General features: G+C 56.6%; 21 protein-coding genes and 1 pseudogene. 8 read left to right on the plus strand and 14 right to left on the minus strand.

Features of this window, described 5'->3' with window-relative positions; all coding sequences use genetic code 11:
- Positions 1 to 163: 163 nt before the first annotated feature.
- From U2W12_RS08695 to U2W12_RS08715, 5 genes are read right to left on the minus strand one after another with little or no spacing between them, the layout of a single operon-like run.
- The gene (locus U2W12_RS08695; RefSeq protein ID WP_326500283.1) at positions 164 to 511 is read right to left on the minus strand and encodes a hypothetical protein; all 348 of its coding nucleotides are present in this window, start codon (positions 509 to 511) and stop codon (positions 164 to 166) included.
- A gap of 1 nt (position 512) precedes the next feature.
- Positions 513 to 3671, minus strand: coding sequence for an efflux RND transporter permease subunit (locus tag U2W12_RS08700; RefSeq protein WP_326500284.1), 3159 nt, complete (start codon positions 3669 to 3671; stop codon positions 513 to 515).
- Positions 3668 to 4840 (minus strand): efflux RND transporter periplasmic adaptor subunit, encoded by a 1173-nt coding sequence (locus U2W12_RS08705; protein WP_326500285.1) that lies wholly within the window; start codon positions 4838 to 4840, stop codon positions 3668 to 3670. Before U2W12_RS08705 ends, U2W12_RS08700 begins: the two co-directional genes overlap by 4 nt.
- A gap of 15 nt (positions 4841 to 4855) precedes the next feature.
- The gene (locus tag U2W12_RS08710; protein ID WP_326500286.1) at positions 4856 to 6253 is read right to left on the minus strand and encodes an efflux transporter outer membrane subunit; all 1398 of its coding nucleotides are present in this window, start codon (positions 6251 to 6253) and stop codon (positions 4856 to 4858) included.
- 29 nt (positions 6254 to 6282) lie between these two features.
- On the minus strand, positions 6283 to 6561 hold the full coding sequence (locus tag U2W12_RS08715) for a hypothetical protein (protein WP_326500287.1): 279 nt from the start codon (positions 6559 to 6561) through the stop codon (positions 6283 to 6285).
- 681 nt (positions 6562 to 7242) lie between these two features.
- Between U2W12_RS08715 and U2W12_RS08720 the strand changes: the two genes are divergently transcribed.
- Positions 7243 to 7530: a sigma factor gene (locus U2W12_RS08720; protein ID WP_326500288.1), complete on the plus strand. Its 288-nt coding sequence runs from the start codon at positions 7243 to 7245 to the stop codon at positions 7528 to 7530.
- A gap of 247 nt (positions 7531 to 7777) precedes the next feature.
- Here U2W12_RS08720 and U2W12_RS08725 read toward each other — a convergent pair whose 3' ends face one another.
- Entirely contained in the window at positions 7778 to 8983 is a 1206-nt protein-coding gene (locus U2W12_RS08725; protein ID WP_326500289.1) for a PepSY-associated TM helix domain-containing protein, read from the minus strand.
- A gap of 10 nt (positions 8984 to 8993) precedes the next feature.
- A complete protein-coding gene (locus U2W12_RS08730; protein WP_326500290.1) occupies positions 8994 to 11456 on the minus strand; it encodes a TonB-dependent receptor in 2463 nt (820 codons plus the stop codon).
- Positions 11457 to 11528: 72 nt separating this feature from the next.
- Here U2W12_RS08730 and U2W12_RS08735 point away from each other — a divergent pair, with 72 nt between their 5' ends.
- Both U2W12_RS08735 and U2W12_RS08740 read left to right on the plus strand, forming a co-directional pair.
- Positions 11529 to 11765: a hypothetical protein gene (locus U2W12_RS08735; protein WP_326500291.1), complete on the plus strand. Its 237-nt coding sequence runs from the start codon at positions 11529 to 11531 to the stop codon at positions 11763 to 11765.
- 129 nt (positions 11766 to 11894) lie between these two features.
- Entirely contained in the window at positions 11895 to 12179 is a 285-nt protein-coding gene (locus U2W12_RS08740) for an addiction module antidote protein (RefSeq protein WP_326500292.1), read from the plus strand.
- Between the two features lie 5 nt (positions 12180 to 12184).
- On the opposite strand, the gene U2W12_RS08745 is transcribed toward U2W12_RS08740, so the two are convergent.
- Together U2W12_RS08745 and U2W12_RS08750 are read right to left on the minus strand one after the other, a co-directional pair.
- On the minus strand, positions 12185 to 13153 hold the full coding sequence (locus U2W12_RS08745; protein WP_326500293.1) for a FecR family protein: 969 nt from the start codon (positions 13151 to 13153) through the stop codon (positions 12185 to 12187).
- Between the two features lie 165 nt (positions 13154 to 13318).
- Positions 13319 to 13843, minus strand: coding sequence for an RNA polymerase sigma factor (locus tag U2W12_RS08750; protein WP_326500294.1), 525 nt, complete (start codon positions 13841 to 13843; stop codon positions 13319 to 13321).
- 571 nt (positions 13844 to 14414) lie between these two features.
- Between U2W12_RS08750 and U2W12_RS08755 the strand changes: the two genes are divergently transcribed.
- Positions 14415 to 15731, plus strand: coding sequence for an amidohydrolase family protein (locus tag U2W12_RS08755; protein WP_326500295.1), 1317 nt, complete (start codon positions 14415 to 14417; stop codon positions 15729 to 15731).
- Between the two features lie 225 nt (positions 15732 to 15956).
- Positions 15957 to 16346 carry a TonB-dependent receptor gene (locus U2W12_RS08760; RefSeq protein WP_326500314.1) on the plus strand — a complete coding sequence of 130 codons (390 nt, stop codon included), beginning with the start codon at positions 15957 to 15959 and terminating at the stop codon, positions 16344 to 16346.
- 437 nt (positions 16347 to 16783) lie between these two features.
- On the opposite strand, the gene U2W12_RS08765 is transcribed toward U2W12_RS08760, so the two are convergent.
- The gene (locus U2W12_RS08765) at positions 16784 to 18106 is read right to left on the minus strand and encodes a PepSY-associated TM helix domain-containing protein (RefSeq protein ID WP_326500296.1); all 1323 of its coding nucleotides are present in this window, start codon (positions 18104 to 18106) and stop codon (positions 16784 to 16786) included.
- 182 nt (positions 18107 to 18288) lie between these two features.
- Between U2W12_RS08765 and U2W12_RS08770 the strand changes: the two genes are divergently transcribed.
- The 3 genes from U2W12_RS08770 (at position 18289) to U2W12_RS08780 (ending at position 19526) form a co-directional block, all read left to right on the plus strand.
- Positions 18289 to 18528 carry a hypothetical protein gene (locus U2W12_RS08770; RefSeq protein ID WP_326500297.1) on the plus strand — a complete coding sequence of 80 codons (240 nt, stop codon included), beginning with the start codon at positions 18289 to 18291 and terminating at the stop codon, positions 18526 to 18528.
- Positions 18525 to 18701 carry a hypothetical protein gene (locus U2W12_RS08775; RefSeq protein ID WP_326500298.1) on the plus strand — a complete coding sequence of 59 codons (177 nt, stop codon included), beginning with the start codon at positions 18525 to 18527 and terminating at the stop codon, positions 18699 to 18701. Before U2W12_RS08770 ends, U2W12_RS08775 begins: the two co-directional genes overlap by 4 nt.
- A gap of 282 nt (positions 18702 to 18983) precedes the next feature.
- Positions 18984 to 19526 (plus strand): hypothetical protein, encoded by a 543-nt coding sequence (locus U2W12_RS08780; protein ID WP_326500299.1) that lies wholly within the window; start codon positions 18984 to 18986, stop codon positions 19524 to 19526.
- On the opposite strand, the pseudogene U2W12_RS08785 reads toward U2W12_RS08780, so the two are convergent.
- The 4 genes and pseudogenes from U2W12_RS08785 to U2W12_RS08800 all read right to left on the minus strand — a co-directional run.
- A pseudogene (locus tag U2W12_RS08785) lies at positions 19452 to 19850 on the minus strand (transposase); the annotation flags it as partial. The gene U2W12_RS08780 and the pseudogene U2W12_RS08785 sit on opposite strands and share 75 nt — an antisense overlap.
- A gap of 104 nt (positions 19851 to 19954) precedes the next feature.
- Positions 19955 to 20647, minus strand: coding sequence for a hypothetical protein (locus U2W12_RS08790; RefSeq protein WP_326500300.1), 693 nt, complete (start codon positions 20645 to 20647; stop codon positions 19955 to 19957).
- Complete coding sequence (locus U2W12_RS08795; RefSeq protein WP_326500301.1) at positions 20644 to 22395, minus strand: restriction endonuclease subunit S; 1752 nt, start codon at positions 22393 to 22395, stop codon at positions 20644 to 20646. The genes U2W12_RS08790 and U2W12_RS08795 overlap by 4 nt, the downstream gene beginning before the upstream one ends.
- Complete coding sequence (locus U2W12_RS08800; protein ID WP_326500302.1) at positions 22392 to 23849, minus strand: class I SAM-dependent DNA methyltransferase; 1458 nt, start codon at positions 23847 to 23849, stop codon at positions 22392 to 22394. Before U2W12_RS08800 ends, U2W12_RS08795 begins: the two co-directional genes overlap by 4 nt.
- Positions 23850 to 23851 lie beyond the last annotated feature (2 nt).

Consider the following 23851-nt stretch of genomic DNA (forward strand, 5'->3'; position numbering starts at 1 on the left):
GGGCTTGGCGTATTTTTTTACCCGACCCTTAAATTAAGGATGCGCCTAATTGTTATAAGACGTTTCAGAACACAAAAACCCCACCTCAGTGAAAACAAAATTGTGTCATTTGCCACAGTTGTGCTGGACATGGCCTAGCGGGCGGGACAACCGTGCTTGGGTATTAATGGCTTTCGAGTTTCTTTTTGCCGGCTTCGGCGTCCTTGCCGACCTTTTCGATCGTTGCACGGTGCTCGGCCTGCGCGGCATTGGCGCTGTCGGCAATGATTGCGTTGTCGGTGTTCGCCTCTTTCACCAGGCATTCGTAATAGGTCTTCGCCTGTTGCTGCCAGGCATTGACCTTGGCGACGCTTTTGTTGAACACTTCGACGTTGCTTGGTTCGATCACGGGCGTTTCGGGTGGGTTGCCGCAGTTCGAGGGGGTCCATTTGCCATTCGCGATCGTGCCGGCGTTGGCGTGCATGGCACCAGTCAAGGTGGCAGTCAGTATCAGCAGAGTGTGTTTTATCATGTTATTTCTCTGGTCTTGAATTGAATTGATTTAATAGTTCGTTTGAAGAGTCCCGGCGCAGCCAGCGCAGCAACCATTGCACGCCGTTGTCGAAATCCTGCAGCACCGCATAACAGGCCGGAATCAGGATCAACGTCGCGGCCATGCCGAACAACAGGCCGAAGGTCAGCGACAAGGTCATCGGCACCAGAAATACCGCCTGCTCGCTGGTTTCGAACAGCATCGGAAAAAAACCTGCCAGATTGGTCAGGGCGACCAGCACAATCGGCCGGAAACGGCTTGCACAGGCATCGACGATCAGCGCACTCAGGGACGACGTATCGGCGCGGCGCTGCCGAATGTAGTCGAGCAGCACGATGCTGTCGTTGACGACCACGCCGCTGGCGGCGACCGCCCCGATCACCGATTGAAAGGTCATCGTCATGCCTAGAGCCCAGTGGATCAGCAACGCGCCGAGCCAGGCTACCGGCACCGCCAGCATGAACAGCAAGGGCTGCGAATAGGAGCGGAAGCTGACCGCGATCAGCGCATAGATCGCGACCAGCGAAATCAGCGTGTTGCGCTTCAGTCCTTCGGTCACCCGGTCGGCTTCTTCCTTGGCCGCGCCGCCGGAAATTTCGAGGCCAGGATAACGGTTCTCCAACGTTTCAAAGGCGTCAGCCTGCAGCTCCTTGAAGATTTGCTCGCCGGTGATCGCCTGGCGTTTGTCGAGACGGGCCTGGATCGAGACGATGCCGCGCCGGTCTTCGCGAGTCAGTTCACCGAAACCGGGGGCGAAGCCGATCTTAGCCAGTTCGCCGAGCGGGGCTTGGCCGCCGTCCGGCAGCGCAACCGATAACGCACGCAGGCTTTGAAAATCCTGCCGTTCCGCGCGCGGCGTGCGGATCATGATCTTGATCTGATCGCGTCCGCGAATGAAGCGCTGCGCTTCGTCGCCGAAATAGGCATGGCGCACCTGTTCGGCCAGTTCGCGCAGGCGCAGCCCCAGCCGCTCGGCCGACGCAGTCAATTCGAGGCGCAATTCGGGCTTGCCGGGGCGGCGCGAGTCTTCGATTTCGGTCACGCCGGGAAAGGCGGCGATTTTATTTTTCAGTTCATCGACCGCCGCGCCTAGCGAGACCGGATCAGGCCCGGTCACCTCGAGTTCGAGATCGATCACATCCTGTTCGGTCGGGGTATGGAAATCCGGGCGAAAGTCGCCGACATCGCCGACGTGGTCGTACCAGCGCTTGATCAGATCACGGATGTGAAAGTTTTTGCGCGCCTCGCTCGAAAACTCGACCCAGATGGTCGGATCGGTTTCCTCGATGAACACGTCCAGACCTTCGACCACGCTCGGCGAGCCGGGCGGCTGGGTTTGATTCAACTCCTGTTCGGCCTTTTTTAGCGCCGCCACGAATTGCTCGATACGGGCGCGTGTTTCCGCGTAGGGCGTGCCGAGTGGCGGGCGCAGGTGGATGTGAAAATTGTCGTAGCTGACGTCTTCTTCGAGCGACAGCTTGACATAATCGTGCTTGACCAGGGTCAGGCCGACGATCACCGCGCCGGCGAACAGCGCGACGGTGGCATAACGCCAGGCCAGCACCCGACGTAGGAACGGCTGAAAGCCGCGTTCGTTGCAGAAAGCCAGGCCGCCGTTCAACGCCACGCGCAGGCGCACAATCCGGGGCCAGGCCTTGGCCTGTTTCGGTTCGTGTGCGAGATGGGCCGGCAGGATCAACAGCGCCTCGACCAGCGAAAACGCCAGCGACAGAATCATCACCACCGCAACCGGCTTCATGAACTTGGTCGCCCAGCTCGGCGGCACGAACAGGCCCGGCAAAAAAGCGATCAGGCCGATCAACACGCCGAGCGTGACCGGCACCGCGACGTCGCGAACGCCTTTGATCGCGGCTTGCAGCGCGCCGACGCCCCGACATTGCAGTTCGTGAATGCGTTCGCTGACGATGATCGCGTCATCGACCAGAACCCCCATCGACAACACGAAACCGAACAGCGACAGCATGTTCAAGGTCACGCCGCAGGCCGGCATCCACCACAAGGCGCCGAACACCGAAATCATCACTCCGACCGCGGCCCAGACCGCGACCTGGGTGCTCAAAAACAGCCACAGCACCAGCAACACCAGCAAAAAACCGCTGACGCCTTCGAACATCAGCGTGTCGAGTAGTTCGGAAAACGAGCGTGCATTGTCGCGTCGGGTTCTGATCTGAATGCCTTCGGGCAGGGTTGGGCGCAGGGTTTCGACGTAGCGGGCGACCTGTTCGGCCGCGCCGACCAGATTATGCCGGGCGATCACGCCGATCGTTTCGGACGGCTTGCCGTCGCTGTAATATTCGAAGCCTTTTTCGGCATAGCCGTCGGTCACGGTGGCGATGTCGCCCAAGGTCAGGCGCGTGCCGTCGGGATAGGTGCGGAGCGTCAATGCCAGCAGCTTGTCGCGCGTGTCTGCGGTGCTTTTCGCACGCAACTGGAATTCACCGGTCGGCGCTTTCATCACGCCGCCGGCCAAATCCAGAGATTCCCGGCGAACCGCAGCAGCCACATCGTCTAGCGTCAATTGCTGCTGCTTGAGTCGCTCGGCCGGAATTTCGACCGCGACCTCGAATTCGACTTGATTCCATAACTCGGCCTTGCGTACCTCGCCCAGTTGCGCCAGATCGTCGCGCACCGTCTCGGCTAGACGGCGCAAAGTCAGTTTGTCGGCATCGCCGGACAAAATCACCGAAATGGCCGCATATTCCCAACCGGAATCCTCGATATCGATACGCTCGACTTCTTTCGGCAGGTTCTTGATCGCCTGCACCCGAGAACGGATCGCGCCGGACAATTCGCGCAACGGATAGTCCTGCAACACCTGCACGCTGACTTCGCATTTGTCGCCAGTCGCGGTGCTGTTTAGCTTTTTGATGCCTTGCAGGTCATGAATCGCTTCCTCGATAGGGATGCAGACGCTTTGCTGGATTTCGGCCGGACCTGCGCCCGGATACGGCGCGGTCACGCCGATCCGCTCCGGCGCGAAACGCGGATAGGCTTCGCGGTCGGTTTGCTGCAAGGTGTGGATGCCGCCGATGAAAATCAGCAGCATCAATAGATTCGCCGCGACCGGATTGCCGGCAAACCAGCCGAGCAGCGAACGGCTGCCTCGGGGCCGCGTCATGACCGTCCTCCCGGCGCAACCGTCTTGATCACGACCTGCATGCCGTCGATCGGCAATTCGATGCCCGAGACCAACACCCTTTCGTCCGCATTGAGGCCCTTGCCGATCACCAGCCGGTCGGCCTCCGTGCGTACGATTCCGACATGGCGCATACGCAAGCGATTGTCTCGATCGACGACGTAGACCTGATAGCCGCCATGCAGCGCCGCGCGCGGAATATTGATCAGATCGCTCCGCTCGCTGCCTGCAATCTCCGCCTGTACGAACAGGCCCGCCGCCAGCGGCGGATGGCTCGGATGATAGGCATAAGGATCGCGGATTTCGGCCACCGCGTACAGCATGCCGGTTTTGTCGTCGAGCATGCCTTCGGTGCGCACGATGCGACCCTGCCAGGTGTGGATTTTTCCGGCGAATTGCGCGCGGAGCGTGACGCTCGGACCGGCCGCGGGCTGTGCGGCATTCGCATAAAACAGCGGCAAGTCAAGAAATTCGATTTGCTCGCTCGGAACCGGCAGGCGCACTTCCGCAATGTCGGTCGCGTAGATGTTCGCGACGATCTTGCCGCTTTCGACGTATTGGCCGATGTCTGCCTGTTTCTCGCGCACCCGGCCGGCGAATGGCGCGCTCAGGTCGCAGCGGCTGCGCTTGAGGCGCGCGGCGGCTAAATCCGCTTCCGCCGCGGCCAGTTTGGCGCGGCGCTCGGCCAGATGCGGCTTGTGCAGCACGAAATCGTTTGCATCGCCGCCGCCCAGTGCCTGCCATTCGTTTTGCGCCTGCTCCGCTTCGGCTTCTTCGCGTAGCAGATCCTTGCGGGCCTCGGCGACCTGCGCCTGGGCCTTGGTGATCGCAAAGTCGTAATCGCGCGGATCGATCGCGATCAAGCGGTCGCCTTTTTTGAAAAAGCCGCCTGCCACAAAGGCCGGATGAATCGCAACGACCTTGCCGGACACTTCGCTGACCAAATCGATTTCGGTGCGCGGCCTGACCACGCCTTGCGAGGCCACGTCCATGCGTAAGGTTTCCAGGCGCGCCGTCGCCACCGTGACTTGCGGCGGCGGCTTGCCGCCAGCTTGCGGCGCGACGGCCGGTTTGTGCGCAATCAGCGCCCAGCAGGCGGCCGCGGACGCCGACAAGATGATGATCGGAAGAGTGATTTTTACCCATTTCATAAAGTCGGTTGATTCCTAAAAGCCGCCGCCCAAAGCCAGGTACAGATTGATGCGGTTGTTCAATAATTGCCGGTGCGCGGTCAAATGTGCGCTTTGTGCATTCAGCGTGCTTCGGTAGCTATCCAGCAGAGTCAAAATTTCGATCAGACCGTGCTGGTACGAATACACGGCCAGCTTGCGGCTGGCATCGGTTTGCTTGACCGCTTCCTGCAAAGCGTTTTCTTGTTCGCGCAAACGGTCTTCGGCGGCCAGCGTTTGTTCTACTTCGCGGAAGGCATTCAATGCGGCATTACGGTAGCCGTTCAGCGTTTCCTCGACGCGCGCTTCCTGCAACTGGATCTCGCCATGTAGACGGCCGCCGGTAAAAATCGGCTGTAACAAGCCGAGCGCCAGATTCCAGGCCGCCGCGCGCGGATCGACCAGTTCGCTCAATGCGGCGCTGCCGGTACCGCCGCTCGCGGTCAGCGTGAAGCGCGGCAACAGAGCCTTGCGGGCACTTTCGAGCCTTTTGTCGGTGGCGCAAAGGCGGGCGAAGGCCGCGTTCAGGTCGGGACGGCGTTCGATCAAGTCGGAAGGTATGCCGACCGGAGCGGTCGGCGGCAGCGGCGGCAGCGTCTCGGCTTCGGCAAAATGCCCTTCGGGATATCGTCCGAGCAGCACTTCCAGATCGCGGGTCAGGTTTTGTACGCGGGTGCGCTGCACCGCAAGCTGGGCCCCCGCATTCGCCAGGTCGGTCAACGCCAGACGCAAATCCAGCGCATGGGTCAATCCGCGCCGGAAGCGTCCGCGCAGCAGTTCGACCAGCGTGCGGCGGTCGCGCATCGATTGTTCGGCAACCTTGACCTGTGCGCGCGCCTCGGCCAGTTCGATGTAATTCTGCGCGCTGCGCGCCGCCAGCGAAAGACGCGCGGCCTGCCAGTCGGCGGCGGCCGCTTCGGCATCCTGTCCCGAAGCAAGCTGCGTGGCGCGAATCCGCCCCCAGACGTCCAGCTCCCAAGACAGACCGAACAGCGCTTCGAAGACGTCGGTTTCCGATTCGTTCGCGCCCTGATCGCCGCGCCGGTAGCCGGCCAGTAATGACAGCTGCGGCCAACGTCCCGCGCCGTCGATGCGCATCCGGGCGCGCGCCGCCTCGATGCGCGCGGCTGCCGCACGCAGATCGAAATTACCGACGAGCGCCGCGCGCACCGTTTGCGTCAGCCGCGAATCGGCAAAGGTCTCCAGCCAATGATCCTGGTGCGGAGATTGCGGTTGCGGCGCTGCCGACCATTGCGCCGGCAGCGGCGGCAGCGCGGCTTGCCGCTCGCGTGCGGGCATCGTCGTGCAACCCGCCGACAGCAGACAAAGGAGCCCAACAACGGACACTGTCAATTCGTGCGACATGTGAGGGGTAGCAACTTCCGTTTCAGACATCAAGGTTAAGAAATGCGATGGGTTTGTTTTCAGTACGCGGCATCCGCGACATTCGATGGTCCGGGCTCAAAACGACTTTCCGTTTTTTTCCCGGAATCGCTTTGGCGGGCGTTTTCTCTAGTCTGGTTAAGCTGCAATTGCAACTGCATTTCGGCAATCTGCTGATTGGCTTTTTCGACTTGCAGGCGTAAATCACCGATGGTTTCGTGCAGATATTGGAAATGAATCTGAAAATAACGGGCCGACGGAAACGGTTGCTCGGGCGGCGAATGCTCTGCGCTTGTGCTCGATTTTTTCATTCTCATCATAAACATCCGGAAATGCGAAATAGGCCGATGACCGATGATCAGTCGTCAAGCCTTGCTTTCATCTTCAGGCCCTAAAGGATCATTTACTCAGTAAGACGTTTGAGATGCGGAAAACCCCACCTCGAAGACAGAAAAAAATTAGCCTGCCGGTATCGCCATTTGACGCACTGATTGCTCAATGCGTCTTTAAAAAAGCCGCTTGCTGACGCCCGTAACGCGCCGGGGTTCTTGCCTGTCGCTGAGCGTGCAGGCGCTGAGGATAAGAGTGCCGGTTGATTTTGGCTTCGTTGTTTGTGTCATATGACACATAATCGCTGTGGCATACGACGTATTACCCCTCGTTCCCAAGCTAGAGCTTGGCGAGAAGGATTCCCATCGTTGACGTTGGAAACTGGCATCAACCCGTTATATCGGGAAGTTATTATTGACGTAATCCTGAGCAGTTCCAACAACGCTTCATCATACTGAACCGTCGATCCGAAACGCCGGCTCCGATTGTGAATCAAGGAATAACGGGAACAGGTGAATCTGTGGAGTTCCATCGGTTATAAAGAACACCAGCTCTTATGATGGGATGGAACTTTTTACATCTATTGTGGCGTAAATATTGCCTATTATTCGCGCATTGACTTTTTTGTTAATGATCCGCGTGCCTTATGATTGGATGTACCGCAAACGATATTGCCGATTTTATGCAAAAAGCATCGCTACGAATTGCTGCGTTTTTTATCGTATCGCGTCAGTTATTCCGAAACGGCTCAAGATCTTTTCCAGGAAACGTTCATCCGATATGCAGGCTACGACGGCAAAACATCGGTCGAAAATCCGCGTGCGTTTATTTTCCGGATTGCGGCGAACCTAGCGACCGATTATTTGCGCGGCCGTCTGCGCCGGTCGGAAGCGGAGCAGCAAGAAGACAGCATCCCGGCCGAAAGTGAAATTCTGGGCTTGCCGGAGTTTCCCTGTTGATTTTCACATTCGGCCGGCTAACGGACGGGTTTTGCAAAGCAAGAAGACAGCATCGTTTCATCGAAGCGGCAAGAGGGATTTGAAACGTCCAGGTCGAGGTCATAAACCCCGACTTCGCTTCAGCCGGATAAGGTATGTTGTCACGACCACAAGATTTCCCGCATGATTGAGATATCAAAACGTTAGGAACGGGGTTTCAAACCCCGTCCCGCGTGGAAAAGCCAGCCTTCGGTTACAGACTTACACCTTATCTATAAATTCTTCTCGATAAATTCGCGATCTTCTTATGCCGCCATCGCACAATCCCTGTTCCAAACAATAATACGCAAGCCAATCCCGAAAGGCACACCATCACTCTTCCCGCCATGCCGAACGCCTGTCCGGAATGCAGCGGCCATTGCCAATGCGTTAGCACTTCGCCTGCAGTGCCTGCGGTCGGATCGTCCACATCCAGAACCGTGCCGCTGTAGCGGTCAATCACGACGCAACGCCGATGTATCAGGCTGCCGGTTTGTTCGACATCGTTCTTGCACACGGTAAAGGTTGACGTCGGTTGCGTAGCTCCGTAGATGAAATGGGTGCGTCCGCTGGGATATAAGCGGTCAGCAATCGCCACCGCATCGGCCATGCCCAACGAGGGTACAGATTCAATGGGAGTGGATTGAAACCAGTAGCGGTAGGTTGCCGGTGAAAACAGCTCTACTACCGGCACCACATAGTTAGGTTCGGTGATGTAAATACCGGAAAACAACACCGGCAACAGGACCATAGCCGAATAAACGCCGGCGGTTTTGTGCAAATCGAACGTCAAGCGCTCGGCGCTGGCCTTGACTTTGATCGTCAACGCCTGCCGCCATTTCCCGGTCAACGGCCACCAGACGATCAGCCCGGTCAGCATCGAAAGGATGGACAATACACCGATGAGACTGACGATCAATTCGCCGGAGTCGCCCAGAAACAGCGAATAGTGCAGGAAAAAAACAAAGTCGACGAAAGTTTCCGGGAATGTTTCTTCGGATGACCAACGTAAGCGTTTGCCGATAAACTTGGCCCTATAAGGATCGACAGTGGTCTCCCAAAACTCGGTCGCGCCGCCCGGTATCGGCACGGCGTAACGTAGCCTAAAGGCGGCTTTAGCGTTGCGCGGATAGGCGGCAAAGGCTTGCTGGGCATCGCTCGGCATCGCGGCGGAACTGGCCGCGATGATTGCCGCAAGCGATCGATACGCCGACGTCTCGGACGGCGGTTCGACGGTCATGAGCTCCGGCGTCAGCCATTCATCGATCTCGTCATGAAATACCAGGATGCTGCCGGTCAGGCCGATCACGGCAAGATAGGCCCCGAACAACAACCCTAGCCAAAGATGGACCTTCAGCCAGAGTTTACGGTGGCGCTTGCGCCGGGCCAAGCGCGCGTTATCGAGCGTTGCCAATTGCCGAACAGTGATACTCATCCGGCACCCGCTAGAAGCGATACTCAATGCCGCCGTAGACAGTACGGGTCGCGCCGGGATGGAATTGCGCCTGGTCCGTGCCCCCCGCGTCCCCCATCGTCCAGAGGGTTGCCGCGTAATGCTGATTGGTCAAGTTGCGGCCGTCGACAAACAGTTTCCAATGTTTGCCGTCATCCCAACCGATCCGGGCGCCGAGCAAGGCATAAGGTTTTGCGGCCAGCGTATTTTTGTAATCGACCCAGTTGGAGCCGACGATCCTGGCATTCGGGCCGATGTAGAACCCGCTCGGATGCTGATACAGCGCCTCGACAAAGGCTACGTGCTCCGGTATGCCGGGAATGCGGTTGTCGCCCAACACCGGGTCGTTGTCGAAGGTGAAGTTGTTCCAGGTGTAGTTGCCGCGCAGACGGATTTGGTCGCCGTTGGCGATCGCATTGATCGGCAGCGAGCTCTCCAAGCCCAGTTCGACGCCGGAATGCAGGGTCGTGCCGTTGGCGTTCGTCGCGGTAAAATCAGTCGGATTGATAGGATTTGCGATAATCAAATATTCGTTGTTCACCCAGGCGTGGTAATAAGCCAGATCCCACTCCAAATAATCGGTTTGCCCACGTGTACCGACTTCTACCGTACTGGCTGTTTGCAAATCCTTGGCGGGAAACAGATCGGCCAGGTTCGCCAATGGCGGCGGTTCCGAACTGCGGCTGACATTGCCGTAAATCTGTGCCTCACGGGTCGCCTGCCAGGTAAAGCCGAGCTTGGGGTTGGCGCTAAAATAATCCTGATCGGCTTGATTGGTCGTTCCGGCAGCACTGGGGAGGGCGCCCTCGTAGCGTTCATAATTAACATTCCGCCAGTTCAGCTGCACACCGGCGATCAAGGTAAACTGGTCGGTCAGACGGAGTTGATCCTCCAAATACCCCTCGACATTCAGCCAGCGATCGCGCTCGGCGTTTCTTAACTGGCCTCGCCGACGATCCGGCAAAGTCGCATAGTTATAATCGTTAATGAACTGCCATTGGGTCAGACCTCCCCATACGACTCTATTATCCAGACCAAACAGTTTCCTGTTGATCTCATGCCGCCAGTTGAAGCCGGTGTCCTGCCATCTGTCGTGGTTGTAACCGAAGGTATAGTCATAGGCATAATGCTTGTCCTGGTAATAAGCCCCCACGTCGAACTTGTCGCCGCCATCCAGGAGGATCGAGTGCTTCAGGTCGACGCGGTATAAAGGAAAGCCGCTTGGGAAGGCGAAACTGTTGTCGTTCTGCTTCGGATTGTCTGCAATTTGTTGCAGGGTCAGCGGCGAAGTCGACAAAAAGTTATGGTTCTGAATATCGAAATACAGGCGCGTTTCTTGCCTGTCGTTCCAGCGGTAGCCGACGTTGCCGTGACCGTAGAACTGTTCCTGCTTGTTGTTTTCCCGCGTAGTATCGGTGCTCAGGTAGGCAAACGAACCGTAGACATCAAAGCCATTGTCGAACACCTTGCCGAAACTCAGCGTCGGATTGACGAAATCGTAGGTGCCCCATTTCATCCCCAAGCGCACGCCTTCGGCGGTGTAGCCGGTCGGCGTGATCAGGTTGACCGCCCCGCCGAGATTGCTGCCGCCGTACTCCAGCGCGTTGGCGCCTCGATAGATATCGACATGATCGAGCGCGAACAAATTGATCGATTCGGTATCCGAGGAGCCGTCTGCGCTGGTGAATGGCATGCCGTTGCGAAGCAATTTGATGCCACGGATGGGCGAGATGATCGAATTGGCGTCGGAACCGCGGATTGAAATACGCGACCCGCCCGTGACTCCTGCTTGAGAATCCGCAACATAGACGCCCGGCGCGTTGACAAAGACGTCGTTGACCGTCAGCGGCGCGCCTTCATAAATTCTCTCGGCATCGATCACGCTCGTCCCGCCGGGAACCTGATTCAATTTGACGCGTGACTCGTCGATCGACGGCGTGGTAAGGCTGGGGCTGTCACTGCTGCCATCGCCGGTTTGTCCGGTCACGGTCACGGCGGGCAGGGTGGTAGCGGCCTTCGACTCTAATGGGGTCTTTGTCGGCGCGGCCAGTTTTTCCAACGTGACGCTGCCGCTGCCGGTTTCCCTGGGTGCCAACCCGCTGCCGGCCAGTAGTTTATGCAGGGCCTGCTCAGCGCTGTAGCGGCCATTCAAGCCTGGGCTGCTCTGGCCGCGCACCAGATCGGCATTGAACAGCACCTTCTTGCCGCTGGTTTCGGAAAATTGCAGCAGGGCGCCGGAGAGCGAGCCTTTGGGAATCGCGAAGTCGAAAATCGTCTGGCCGGCGCTGTCAGCCGCCGAGGCCATGGCGGCTTGCGGAGGCATGGCGAACAATAGCCCGGTGTAGAAGGCGGAGACGGTCAGGGCCAAGGCGCGCGCCTTGGCCGGGGCGCCATGATGAGGTGGGACGATGCCGTGACGAAGAGGGGAAGGGTTGCATGTGGTTTTACGGGTCATTAGTGCTCCTGGGGTTGTTTCCATGTCAGTCGGCTCGCCGTTCGCAGAAGGTAAAACGGCGGCTTGGAGTTAATGACGAAACAGCCGGAGCGGAGTATCCATGCCGCAGGCAAAAATTTTTTTACTTTTCTGGCGGGCAAAAGAAAAGGTTTTGCTTCCAAAGATATTTTTTCGCTTGAAATAAGTATCCAATCGGATACGATCTGTGCTACGGATTACACTATCCTGCAAACTGAGACCTTTGCGAAATGGCATGCTTCGCTGCGTGACTTGCGTGCTAAATCGCCATTTCCAGACGCATCGATGTAGGCGCCTGCTACCGGATTTATTTTGTGTTGAGTAACCGGATGGTTTTAGTTCTGCTGAGGCCGGCGGCGACAAATCAACTCAGGATGCCGACATTAAGCGGGCAATCAAATTGTCTCAGGAGATTGAAACATGAAAGAAAAATTATTGCCTTTCGATATGGTCGCCATGCTCGATAGCGACGAATCGATCAGTGAATATCTTTCCCAAGTGTTGGCGGATGGCGACAGCGATGAACTGATTCGCGCCTTGGGTTATATCGCCAAAACCAAGGGCATGGCAAAAGTTGCCGATGCGTCCGGACTTGGCCGGGAAAGCCTTTACAAGGCGCTGGCGCCGGGGGCAAAGCCGCGTTTCGATACAGTGCTGAAAGTGGTGCGGGCGTTAGGCATCAAGCTGCGCGCGGAGCCGGCTTGATCGGCTCATCTGGCCGACAGCAGCACCAGTCCGCCCGGCAGCTTGCGGACGCTGACCGGCAAACTCTGTTCGATGCTGGCAAGCGCCACGTCGGTGTCGGCGATGCCGAAGACGCCGGTGATCGGCAGCTTTTCAATCGCGGCGCTGATGATCAGGAGTTTACCGGGACGGTAGCGGTCCAGTTCGGCGACGACCTCGGCCAGCGGCCTGTCCTGAAACACCATGCGCCGGCGATGCCAGGCGGCGGCGCGTTGCAGGTCGATGCGGCCGGCGGGCTCCAGGCGGTCGCCGTTGAATTGCAGGCGTTCCCCTTCTACAAGTCTGCCCTTGACTGCTCCGCTGCGGTTGGTGACCTTAACCGCATGTTCGAACACGGTCACAAAGGCCGTTTCGCCCTCGCGTTTGACGTCGAAGGCCGTGCCCAGTGCCTGCACCTGGCCGGCTTCGGTCTGGACGATGAACGGCCGGCCGGGGTTGGCAGCAACGGTGAAGAAGGCCTCGCCGCTGTGCAGGGTGACGAGCCGACGCTCTGGCGAATAATCCACCGACACCGCGCTGGCGGTGTTCAACAGCAAGGTCGACCCGTCTTCCAGCGCTACCTGCCGTTGCTGTCCGGTAGCGGAACGGTAATCGGCCAGATAACTGTCGAACTCCGGGTCAATCAGGCCGACCAACAGCAGCACCGAAGCGGCCAAGGCCAGTCCGGTTCGCCAATGATGCTGTTTGGGACGGAGCGGCCGGATTTTTTGGGGTGGCGCTGCGGTGTCGGTGCCTAGATCATCCAGGCTCACGCCGTCCAGGCCGTTCCAGAAATCGTTCACCGCGCGCCAGGCGGCGGCATTTTCCGCGCTTTGCGTCAGCCAGTTCTCGAAGGCGAGCCGTTGCGCTTCGCTGAGCCGGTCTGAGCTCAGTTGGGCCTGCCATTCCATGGCTTCGCGTTCGGCGGCGTTTTGTTCAGGTTGAGATAGTGTCATGAACGGGGATTATAGCTGAATCATCGGGCGGCCAATATCTTCCTGATATTGGGCCCAAACCAAAGGGAAAAGGAAACTACATTTGACCGGCTTAGACGTCACAGCCCCGCCTAAGCATCCATACCGCCTTAGCGCACGGCCTAAATTTTTTTGAATGCGCGGCAATCAATGGTCTTCCGCTTCGAGTTCCCGCATGCGCCGCCGGCAATGCTCCATTGCTTTGACGATGTGTTTCAGCACGGTGTTTTCGGCAATGCCCAACTCGCTCATGATTTGCGAATAAGGATAGTGTTTAAATTTATGCAGAATGAACACCTCGCGGCAACGCGGCGGCAGTTCGGAAATGGCGAGACGCAGATGGACAAGCTGCTGCCGGCCGTATAATTGCCGCTCCAGGCCTGGCGCGGCATCGGCATGGTCCTGCAATTCTTCTTCGTCGGCATGTCGGGCCTGCTCGCGCTGCACCTTGCGCTGGTGATCGATGGCCAGATTGCCGACGACCTTATACATAAACGCCTTGGGATTGTCGATGCGCTGGCTGGATTCGAATTGCGTCAGCCGAAAAAACGCATCCTGCAAGATGTCGGCGGCGACTTCCGGGCAATTGACGCGGTTGACCAGGAAACCGGTCAGTTCGTCGCGGTGTTGCTCGAGCAGTAGAGTAGTAAAGTCTGGCGTGAATTTGAACATGAATGATACTTCGGTCTGGGTTCGGCAAAATAAAGTCAATATTCATGCCAATACCGGCGGCAAACCCGAATGAGGCCGTTAGCCGATCAATCCGGGCGTGACCGTTTGCCTTGGGAGTTAAGAAACATGTTTTTAACTCCTCGGTATGCGATTACTTATGAAACGTTTGAAGGTGCATGGTCCTGTGTCCATTTCGCTTCGGTAGGTCGGGGTTTGTAACCCCGGCTTAAACGTTTCAAGCCACTTTGCAGTTTCAAAGCGTTGCGGGCGGGTTTGCAAAACCTGCCCGGCGGCAATCATTGAACTGTGTCATATCACGCATCTTGTGTGTTATCTGATCCAATTTCGATGCGTTCGGGCCCATACAGAGTGTCCTCAAACAGACGCGGCAGCGCGCCGGATTTGCCGATAAAGTTAGGATGGCGTGTTCAACAGCAACTTAAAAACCTGACTATAGGGGATGGCAAAGTTTTGGCGCAGATATTGCTTTCTCTTGGGCTGCACTTCGTACCGCGGCGCTTTGACTCGCGAAGCGGGTCCGACTTCCACAGTAAACATCCTGGAATATTCAATGAAAAGTCAAACAAATCTGTTCGATGCGGCCGCCCTGATCGCTGCCGCGTTCTGCTGGGGAGCAATCAGTTTTCAGGCTTGCGCGCATGAAAGCAAATCGGCGAACCCTACGGAAGCCGACAAATTACCCAAGCCGGCCAAATGCCGAGTATTGACAGCAAACCGGCTGTTTGACGGCTTCGAACTTCATGCTGATTGGGGTGTGTTGCTGATCAAAGATAAGGTCGCTCAAACTGGCCCGGCGGCGGCAATGAAAAAGTCATGCGCTCGAAAAAACCAGCTGGGCGACGCCACCATTCTGCCGGGTTTCATCGAGTCGCATGCACACGTCTCGTTCCAGGGCGTGCCTAAAATCACCGTCTTGCGGAACGGCATCACGACGGTTCAAGACACCGGCGGTCCTTTGTCGCCGCCCGAAGGCGGCGACGGCCGGCTGCGCTTGCTGAGCGTCGGCCCCATCATTCAGGCGCCCGGCGGCTATCCGCTGAACATCTTCGGCGGCGAGGGCGGGCTGGATAAAATTGGTTACCCTGTCGCCTCCATAACCGAAGCGGAAAATGTGGTCCAGCAACTGGCCGATGGCGGCGCAACCGCCATCAAGATTGCGTTGGAGCCCGGCGGCGAACCCGGTGCTCCCTGGATGATGCCGCACGGCGAAAGCCCGGCGCCCGCGGCGCCCTGGACCATCCTTTCCCAGGACATTGTCAATGCGATCGTAGTTAAGGCGCATGCGCTAAACAGACGGGTCATCGTTCATGTGGGCGAAAACGTCGGGTTTGAGCGCGCACTGAATGCCGGCGTCGACGAATTCGCGCATATGCCTTGCGGGCCAATCAATTCAGGGCTGTTGCAAGAGGCCGCCAATACGCCAGGATTAATCTTTGTGACGACTATCGACACGCTCTCGTCCTGCGTCAAAGACGGCATCGGCATCCACGCCAATACCGCGCAACTGGCAGCCAAAATCGCCGATTGCGAAGCGGCGACGCCCGGCAAGTGCGCCGGATTTTTGTACGGCTCCGAAATCGGCCACGACAACGTGCCTTGGGGCATCAACGGCGAAGAGATGCACATGATGCTGCATCTGACCAGCGGCCAGTCGATCGATTTCACCGACGTGCTTAACGTGTTCAAGGCGGCGACATCCAAAGCCGGTGAAAATCTCGGCAATCCGCTCCTGGGCACATTGCTGCCGAATGCGCCTGCGGATGTGATTGCCGTCAAAGGAAATCCGTTAGAACGATTTAAATTGCTGGAGAACCCGGATTTGGTGATTTCTGGCGGACGCGTCGTCGTCAACCATTTTGAAGAATAACCTGAGCCATTAAAACAGGGTCTTGCCGTCAGTTCAAAAATGAAGCGTTGAACAGGGTGATGACGTTCATGCCCGTCAGCAAGATCAGGAAAACATTCGACAAGCGCTCAAGAAACGGCATCAACAACTTGCCGGTCGTCTTTATGCCCTTGAGGATACCGAGCTTGTCGAAGGTCTTTCTTATTCAGAGTTTCCTAAATGACCTCGTTGCATTAATCGATACGCATTAATTGTCGCTGGCTAAGCGGAGCCAAAGCCAGTGGTCTTGCCGGCAATCAAGGGCACCGGCTGGCCTCTGTGCCTCGTCATTCGGGCTGCGTGTGGCTCAAATACGATCAACAAACGGGGCCATTACGCGGCTTGAATTTCGGCACGGGTGTTTACGTCCGGGGGCAGCGCGAAGGCGACAACGCCAACAGTTTTGAACTGCCCGGTTATGCCCGTTGGGATGCGAGCGCTGGCTATAGCTTTAACTACAAAAAATCAAAGATTACGACGCAGTTGAATGTGTACAACCTGCTCGACAAGACTTATTACGACCATTCGAGCAACCGAGGCAACATTCGTCCAGGCGAACCGTTGACCTTACTGGGATCGGTACGGGTTGAGTTCTAACAAGGGTCGATGAATTCGAACGCCTCCAGACCGGCAGAAAAATTCACCATTGATAGGGCGAAGCCGTATCGGGTGCCGACCGGCTTTATACGAAAGGACGTCCTGATTGGATTTACGGCATTTCCTCGCCGCTCAGCGGTTACACAGTCTGCAAGGACGGAGTACAGGAGTCCGGCCGCCTGTTTCACCGGCGCTGCGTCATGATAGCTCAATACTCCGGCGCGATACTCGGCGTGGACGATCCCGCCGACCGTTCTGCCACGGTCGGCAAGGTCTTCATGCATTGGCAGTGGTCGCTGCATTCCGGCTAGGCATTCGGCTGGAGCGGACGTATTCTGGTCTTGCTGCGGCTGGCTTGTTTGCCGCTGTTTGTGGAGGGACTCATCCGCCGGCTGCAGAAACGCCGCGCCAAACGGCATAAGGCAGGATACGGTAAATTAATTTCGTAGCGATCTTTTCACGGTCAACAGCAATCGCGTCAGCGCCCGCCATAAAGCCGCGGCCTGCGGCAGCGCTTTCCGCCCCCCTTTGATGCTCAGCCGCCAGATCATCAGACTCAGACGGTATGCCCTGGTCATCACCCGGAAACCCGTGTCCTTCAACGGAGTTAAATTGACCGGCCGATCCGCAATGGCGCCGCGCCGGCACAACCATCTGAATAACCCGCTCAGGTACAGGAAGAACAGCGCTTGTCCGGCCAGGAACCATAGCAAGCGTCCCGTAGCGCCCAAAGCTTCACCCGAATGCAGCGGCCATATCCAGGTCGCGATTGTTTGTCCAGCCGAAAACTTGGCCGGATCGCGTACCTTCTGGATATGGCCACTCCAGCGGTCCACCCAGACCGTGGTGAAGGGGTGGCGCTGATTGATTTCGTATTCTTGTCGGAAATGAATTTCAAAGACGCCGCTGTCGCCGACCGGGGTGGTGATGCGCCGCAATTCGGCGCGAGAGAAAGGGGCGCGGGCGATGAATTCGGCGCCTTCCAGTCCGAGAGGATGGTTGTTCGGCACCGCGGTGCTGATGATTGTGCGGTCGTCTTCGCCGTGCCCCATGCCGGCTGTGCCGGTCAGTTTTTCCAGGGTTTTCGGGTAACTTAACAGAAAGCCGGTACTCGCCAGCATCATAAGTGCCATGGCGATTAGAAAACCTGTCATCCTATGCAGGTCGGTGGCAAAGCGCAGCATGCCGGAGTGCCGCCTGATCGTCAGCGCCTTGATTATGCCCTTCACGCCCGGCCACCACAACACCAGTCCGCTCCCCGCCGAAAGCATCAGCAACAGCCCCAATACGCCGACCGTGTTGCGGCCGGACAGGCCAAGATGCAGGTGGCTATGCAAGTCCAGCAGCCAGGTGGCGAATGTGGCTCCCCAAAAGCGGCTGGCGACGACCTCGGCGGTATAAGGATTGACCGAGACCATCAATGGCGCATACCACTCGAAATAGGATTCCCGTGGCTTGTCGAACCAGGCGGTAATCATGCCGTGCGGCGATCTCGGCATTTCGAGGGTCCAGGCGCCGTAACGATCCGGATGCGCCGAGCGCACCGCCGTGATGATCTTGTCCAGCGTTTGATAGTCACCGCTGGGTTCGTCGATGGCCAGCCGGGGATTCAACAATTCGTCGATGTCTTCCCGGTAAATGCTGAGGCTGCCGGTCAGACCCAACAAGGCAAACAAAAAACCGGCGCCTAGCGCCAGCAATAGATGCAGTTTGAGCCAGGCGGCCCGGCCGCGTCGGGCCTTGATGATCGCAAAAGACATGGGGAGGAAAGGGTTCAGCAAAGAGCTAATTATCCCATGGATCGGTGTGTGTTGTTAGGTGAGCGAGCAATCGGGATTTTTTTTTCGGAACGCGGTTATATAAATGCCGCTTGCGATCGTCATTACTGATAAAGCCGACATGATCGCCGGAAGCGAAGCGTCTTTTCTAACAAGGAGTCTCGATGAGTAAACCCTCCTACCTTCACCTTGGCGTGTCTAACCCTGACGCGCTGTTAGCTATGCCGCCGTTGGCGGCCGCCGACGCCGCCAAGCGCTTCGGCATCGCCGCACAACCGTTGGCCGATGCGTTACTGCAATTTTCGGTCGGAGAAAGAATGACTGGCATTCTCAGTGATGCCGAACTGCTGTTCTTGGGCAATCACGGCCCCGGCACGGCATCACCCGTTCGGACTCATTGGTGATCAACAAAACCGACCTCGCCCCACATGTCGGCGCGTCGCTCGAGGTGATGAACCGCGACGCGAAAAAAATGCGCAGCGAGCGCCCCATTGTGTTCACCAATCTGAAAAAAAAGCGAGGGCTTAAAGGATGTCGAGGACTTCATCATTACGGTCGGCATGTTGTAGCCGATTGATGCCGGCTTGATCAGCGCATGGCCGGCCGGTTTGATCGAAATCGGGGCATATGACCTTGTTTTGAGCTGAATGACTGTGTCAAATCACGTAGCGCTATCCGCGGCAGGCCGCGACTTGTTGCAAAAGGCCGCTTAGCTATTGCTTGTCAGGAATATGGTCCGGTTATTGCTAGAAAAAATTCGGATGCATTGATTTTGCTCCAAAGACGCAAACGTCAAGCGCGTTTCTCCGAGCTTAAAATCAGTGCGATTGCCGTTTAACCTTGTCAAGGGGAACCGATCATGAGCGAATTAAACCCTTACCGTATTCCTGGGGAAACTTATTTTTTCACGCTGGCATTTCCGGAATGGAGCACGGGCGCGACGTTGCCTTCGATCCGGGCGCTATGTCTCGAATTGGTCAAGATCAAGCAGAAACTTCCGTTCAATCTCGATGCATTGGTGATCTTGCCAAAATATATGCAAGGCATGCTGACGTTGCCGGGTGACGCGGAGGCGGCGGCATTGCTTTGGCAGAAGATTAAAAACGAATTTGCCAAATTGGCCGGCGACGCTGATGGGAGTCAAGTCGACGATGACGCCGATTTCGAGCGCAAACGCTTTTTCGGTTATGTGCTGCGCGGCGATCAGGACTTTGCCCGCCATATGAATTTTCTGCATTACAATCCGGTCAACCAGGGGTTAGTCAAGCTGGTTGCCGATTGGCCGTATTCGACTTTTTTCCAGTATGTGCAGCAAGGCGTCTATCCGCTATCCTGGCGAATGGAAAGCCAGATGAACGAATTGCAGGCTGGTATTGAGCTTACGCCCACGGTTTTTCCATAGACGCCAGCATTTCTCCAGCCAGGCAAGGGATCTTTCCACGATCCACCGTTTCGGCATGACTTCGGAGGTATGCAATTCGTTACGCTTGGCGACTTGAACTGTAGCCTCGATCTTATCCTTGACGGCAGTGGCAAACGGTTGTCCGAAATAGCCACCATCCTCCAGCACACTCGTGACTTATTGCAAGTTGGAGGCGCAACGCGTAATCGCCCTCAATGCTCCGGCCCGACCCGTCACATCGGCCGTAGTCACCGTGATGGCATTGAATAAACCGAGCATGCCTACCGTAATATGACGTTTGATGCCCGAGACTTTTTGTTCGGCACTAAGCAGGTTGGAATCGGCGGTTTCGGCGCCGGAGTAGTCGATGCCGATATAACGCTTAAACTGTTGCATGGTGAGTGCCCCTTACCTCATCCCGTCAGTCATCAATCGCCACCGCAGCCGCCTCCACAGCCACTATCGCCGCCGTCACCATCACCGTTTCCGCCATCCGACCAGTCGCCGAAGCCTTCGGTACTGCCGTCGAAATCGCTGCTGGAGAAATCGCCGCCGCAATACGGGATGTTGGTGTCGCTGTCATCGCTGCGACGAATGCCCCGGCAATCCGGCACATAGATGAAGCCATCCTCGATATTGAGTTTTTTATCGATCGCGAACAGCAGCGGCAGGCGGCTGGGCTTGCGCGGGTCGATGTTTTCCTCGCGGCAGGTCAGCCACCAGATGCGGCGCAAGCCGGTGTTGTTTTGCCGGTTTCTGCTCAACACCACGGCCGGCGTATGGTGTAGAAAGCCGCCGAAGGCTTTCTTGCAGAAAGCATCGTAATGGCGGGTATACAGGATCAGTTCGTGCCATAGATCGTCGACCACTTGCGACGGCATTGACACGTAACGGCAGCCGCCCTGCAAATAGGCCAGGAAAAACTGTCGTAACGCCCGCCCGACCAACTGGCAGTCTTTCAGCGCCAGTTCCGGCCGGCGCTTTTGCAGCTTGGCGTACAAGGCCGGCGGAAAGGTGTAGGCACGGATATAGTCGGCGCGCACGCTGCGCCGCCAGCGTCGCCACAGCGCTGTCAACAAGAGCAACAGCGTGGCGATGATGGCGAGCGCGGCAATACTCATGCGGCTTGTCCGACGGGCAATAGTGCTCCGTGCAGCACGGCTTCCAGCAGACGGCGGCTGTCGGTGGCGGTGTCGGTAAGTTGGGTTTCCAGTTGGTCGCACAGCGCCATCAGTTCATCGACTTTGGCGACGATGCGGTGTTGTTCGGCTAGGGGAGGCAGAGAAATATGAAGTAGACTGATTTCGGTTGAATTTATATTTTTAAGACCAACCGCAGATCTTATAGGAATTTCAATTTGATCTCTGGCATATGTTGAGTTGAGAGCAAGAACTAAATATCTTGGAACAACGTTACCTTTACTAAATCTCAGCCTTACCAGATAGCCCGCAAAGCTATAGCCAATGCAATGACTTTCAACTAAAGCAGGACGACCAACGATATGAAGGCTTCCGTTGGATCGGATCATTAAAATATCCCCATCCTCCAATCGAAATTCATCAAGTTCACGCTGCGATAGTGATCCAAACTTTAGGTCTGTACTATCAATACGGCCGTTATCGATATTTGGTATACGAAGTACTGGGGAACCAACCTGTTCATAGGAACATTTTATTGATGTTCCATACCGTAGGCTCAGCGCTAGCTCTCCAAGTGTTGCCCAACCCCATGAAGAAGGAAGATCAAACAGTTTTTCCCCAAATTCCCGTTTGTTATTTGAACCGTCTTTTTTAGAAAGACACCCTTTTTCTATTTGAATTCGTTTTAACAGTTCACTCGCCGGCTCATCATTCGGGTCTTGCGGCACCAGCTTGCCTCGCACGGCGAGGTTGAGGATGGTCTGGCGCAGTTGCTTGATGTGTTCCGGGCGGGTGGTCAGGCGCGGCAGATGGTTGAAGAGGAAATGGGCTTGTTCGCGCTGGGCTTCCAGGGCATTAACGGCCTCATCGTCGGCGGGCTGATTCAGTCGGTGCAGGCTGGCGGCCACCAAGCGGTCGCGGTTTTGTTCGCGCTCGTTTTGCGCCGCCTGCAACTGGTCGCACAGCGCCATCAGTTGATCGACCTTGGCGACGATGCGATGTTGTTCGGCCAGGGGTGGTAGCCCAAGAGGAAAGTTTCGAACGAGCCCAGTGTTTAAATTTAACTGAGCCATGCCCCGAGCCATTTTCAAGGCGTAAGATTCTAAAGTTTGGAGCAGTATAAAGAAAAAGTCCTTTGATATTTCAGAATCAGGAAAATAAGGAAAAGCTAAATATCCGTCATGAATGCAACCGCCCTCAAACCCTAGAAAAATAGGTACACCAATGGTAGCACTATTAGTCATGATGAGTGTACCTTTTGGCAGTAGCACACTCTTTTCCATTCCTGCTTCGGTTAGAAACTCATCAGTGTCATATAGCACTCTATTCTTTGAATGCTTGCGAATATCGGAAATTTTGATCCAATGATAGCCGGTTCTTTCGACTGAAAAATATTTTGGATCACCCTTGGGACGTGGAGATGCTCCACGAATTACTGTGAGAAGACCGCCAATTCGAGTAGGTTGCCAACTCGGAGGAATTTCATATTCGATCTCACCATCATTTATGCTTGGCAGTGGTTCCTGCAATTTAACTTTGCCTTCTTTAACCAAGCGATGTTTTTCAAGCTGAATCCGTTTCACCAACTCACTCGCCGGCTCATCATTCGGATCTTGCTCGACTAGTTTCCCGCGCACGGCCAAATCCAGGATAAACCGCCGCAACCGCGCAATGGCATCCGGCGCTTCGCTGATGCGGTCGAAATGTTGCAGTAATTGTTCTGCGTTCATCTCAATAAAGCCTCTGCCAGAATGCTTTTGAGCTGATCGCGCAGCTTGGCGGCAGTTTGTTCGTCTTGTTCTAGTTTTGCCAGCAGTTCTGCCGGATTGCCGTGGTCGGTGGCGACGGTATGCGGATTTTTGTAGTCCAGGTTGTAGTTGCGCGCTTTGATGTCGGCAATGGTGACTTTCCAGGTTTGTTCAGTTTCCTGGCGGCCTTGCCTATCCGCACCTCCCCACCAATCGACGCATCCTTTGAGATGTTCGACTCGAATGGGTTTGGTCATGGAATAGGCTTTTTGTGTGGCCGGCACCTGATGCTCGTAAAACCAGACTTCTTGAGTCGGCTGGCCTTTTTCAAAGAACAACAGGTTGGTGCCGATGCTGGCGTAGGGCTTGAACACGCTGTTGGGCAAACGGACAATCGTGTGCAGGTTGCATTCCTGCAGCAGGTGTTCTTTCAGGCGGGTTTTGACGCCTTCGCCGAACAGCGAGCCGTCCGGCAAGACGATCGCGGCGCGGCCGCCTGGCTTCAGCAGGCGGATGAACAGCGCCAGGAACAGGTCGGCGGTTTCCTTGGTGCGGAAGTGGGCCGGAAAGTTGGACTCGATGCCGTCTTCCTCGCGGCCGCCGAACGGCGGATTGGTCAGGATGATGTCGACTCGGTCGGCCTGGCTCCAACTGATGTAAGGCCGGGCCAATGTGTTATCGTGGCGGACGAAGCTCGGGTCTTCGACGCCGTGCAGCAGCATGTTGGTGACGCAGAGCATGTGCGGCAGCTGCTTTTTTTCGACCGCACGCAGGCTGGCTTGCAGGGCTTGTTCGTCTTCGGGTCTTTTGACATAGCGGTCGCGCATGTGGCGAATCGCGCAGGTCAGAAAGCCGCCGGTGCCGCAGGACGGATCGAACAGGATTTCGCCGGGCTTGGGGTCGATGCGGTCGACCATGAAGGCGGTGACCGCGCGCGGGGTGTAGTATTCGCCGGCATTGCCGGCGCTTTGAAGGTCGTTGAGCAGTTGTTCGTAGATGTCGCCGAAGTGTTTGCGCTCGGCCAGGTTATTGAAATCGATACCGCTGATTTTGTTGATCACCTGCCGCATCAACTGGCCGGACTTCATGTAGTTGTACGCATCTTCGAACACGCTTTTGACGACGCGGGCGCGGTTGGCCTGATTGCCGGCGGCGGGAAGCTCCTTGAGGGTTGGAAACAATTCGCCATTGATAAAGGCCATAAGAGCGTCGCCGGTGATGCCTTCGGGATCGGCGGCCCAGTTGCGCCATTGGGATTTTTCCGGGATCGGCGATTGGTAATCGTCCTGCATGATTTCCAGTTGTTGGTCCTGGTCGTCGATGATTTTCAGGAAAAACATCCAGCACAGCTGGGACAGGCGCTGGGCATCGCCATCGACGCCGACATCCTGGCGCATGATGTCCTGGATGGATTTGACGGTGTTGCGGGCTGACATGA

The organism is Methylomicrobium sp. Wu6 (genome assembly GCF_035916875.1).
Classification (GTDB): Bacteria; Pseudomonadota; Gammaproteobacteria; order Methylococcales; family Methylomonadaceae; genus Methylomicrobium.

Coding starts and splice junctions, on each gene's coding strand:
- U2W12_RS08695 (WP_326500283.1), bottom strand. CDS start 511: ATGATAAAACACACTCTGCTGATACTGACTGCCACCTTGACTGGTGCC.
- U2W12_RS08700 (WP_326500284.1), bottom strand. CDS start 3,671: ATGACGCGGCCCCGAGGCAGCCGTTCGCTGCTCGGCTGGTTTGCCGGC.
- U2W12_RS08705 (WP_326500285.1), bottom strand. CDS start 4,840: ATGAAATGGGTAAAAATCACTCTTCCGATCATCATCTTGTCGGCGTCC.
- U2W12_RS08710 (WP_326500286.1), bottom strand. CDS start 6,253: ATGTCTGAAACGGAAGTTGCTACCCCTCACATGTCGCACGAATTGACA.
- U2W12_RS08715 (WP_326500287.1), bottom strand. CDS start 6,561: ATGATGAGAATGAAAAAATCGAGCACAAGCGCAGAGCATTCGCCGCCC.
- U2W12_RS08725 (WP_326500289.1), bottom strand. CDS start 8,983: ATGAGTATCACTGTTCGGCAATTGGCAACGCTCGATAACGCGCGCTTG.
- U2W12_RS08730 (WP_326500290.1), bottom strand. CDS start 11,456: ATGACCCGTAAAACCACATGCAACCCTTCCCCTCTTCGTCACGGCATC.
- U2W12_RS08735 (WP_326500291.1), top strand. CDS start 11,529: ATGACGAAACAGCCGGAGCGGAGTATCCATGCCGCAGGCAAAAATTTT.
- U2W12_RS08740 (WP_326500292.1), top strand. CDS start 11,895: ATGAAAGAAAAATTATTGCCTTTCGATATGGTCGCCATGCTCGATAGC.
- U2W12_RS08745 (WP_326500293.1), bottom strand. CDS start 13,153: ATGACACTATCTCAACCTGAACAAAACGCCGCCGAACGCGAAGCCATG.
- U2W12_RS08750 (WP_326500294.1), bottom strand. CDS start 13,843: ATGTTCAAATTCACGCCAGACTTTACTACTCTACTGCTCGAGCAACAC.
- U2W12_RS08755 (WP_326500295.1), top strand. CDS start 14,415: ATGAAAAGTCAAACAAATCTGTTCGATGCGGCCGCCCTGATCGCTGCC.
- U2W12_RS08765 (WP_326500296.1), bottom strand. CDS start 18,106: ATGTCTTTTGCGATCATCAAGGCCCGACGCGGCCGGGCCGCCTGGCTC.
- U2W12_RS08770 (WP_326500297.1), top strand. CDS start 18,289: ATGAGTAAACCCTCCTACCTTCACCTTGGCGTGTCTAACCCTGACGCG.
- U2W12_RS08780 (WP_326500299.1), top strand. CDS start 18,984: ATGAGCGAATTAAACCCTTACCGTATTCCTGGGGAAACTTATTTTTTC.
- U2W12_RS08790 (WP_326500300.1), bottom strand. CDS start 20,647: ATGAGTATTGCCGCGCTCGCCATCATCGCCACGCTGTTGCTCTTGTTG.
- U2W12_RS08795 (WP_326500301.1), bottom strand. CDS start 22,395: ATGAACGCAGAACAATTACTGCAACATTTCGACCGCATCAGCGAAGCG.
- U2W12_RS08800 (WP_326500302.1), bottom strand. CDS start 23,849: ATGTCAGCCCGCAACACCGTCAAATCCATCCAGGACATCATGCGCCAG.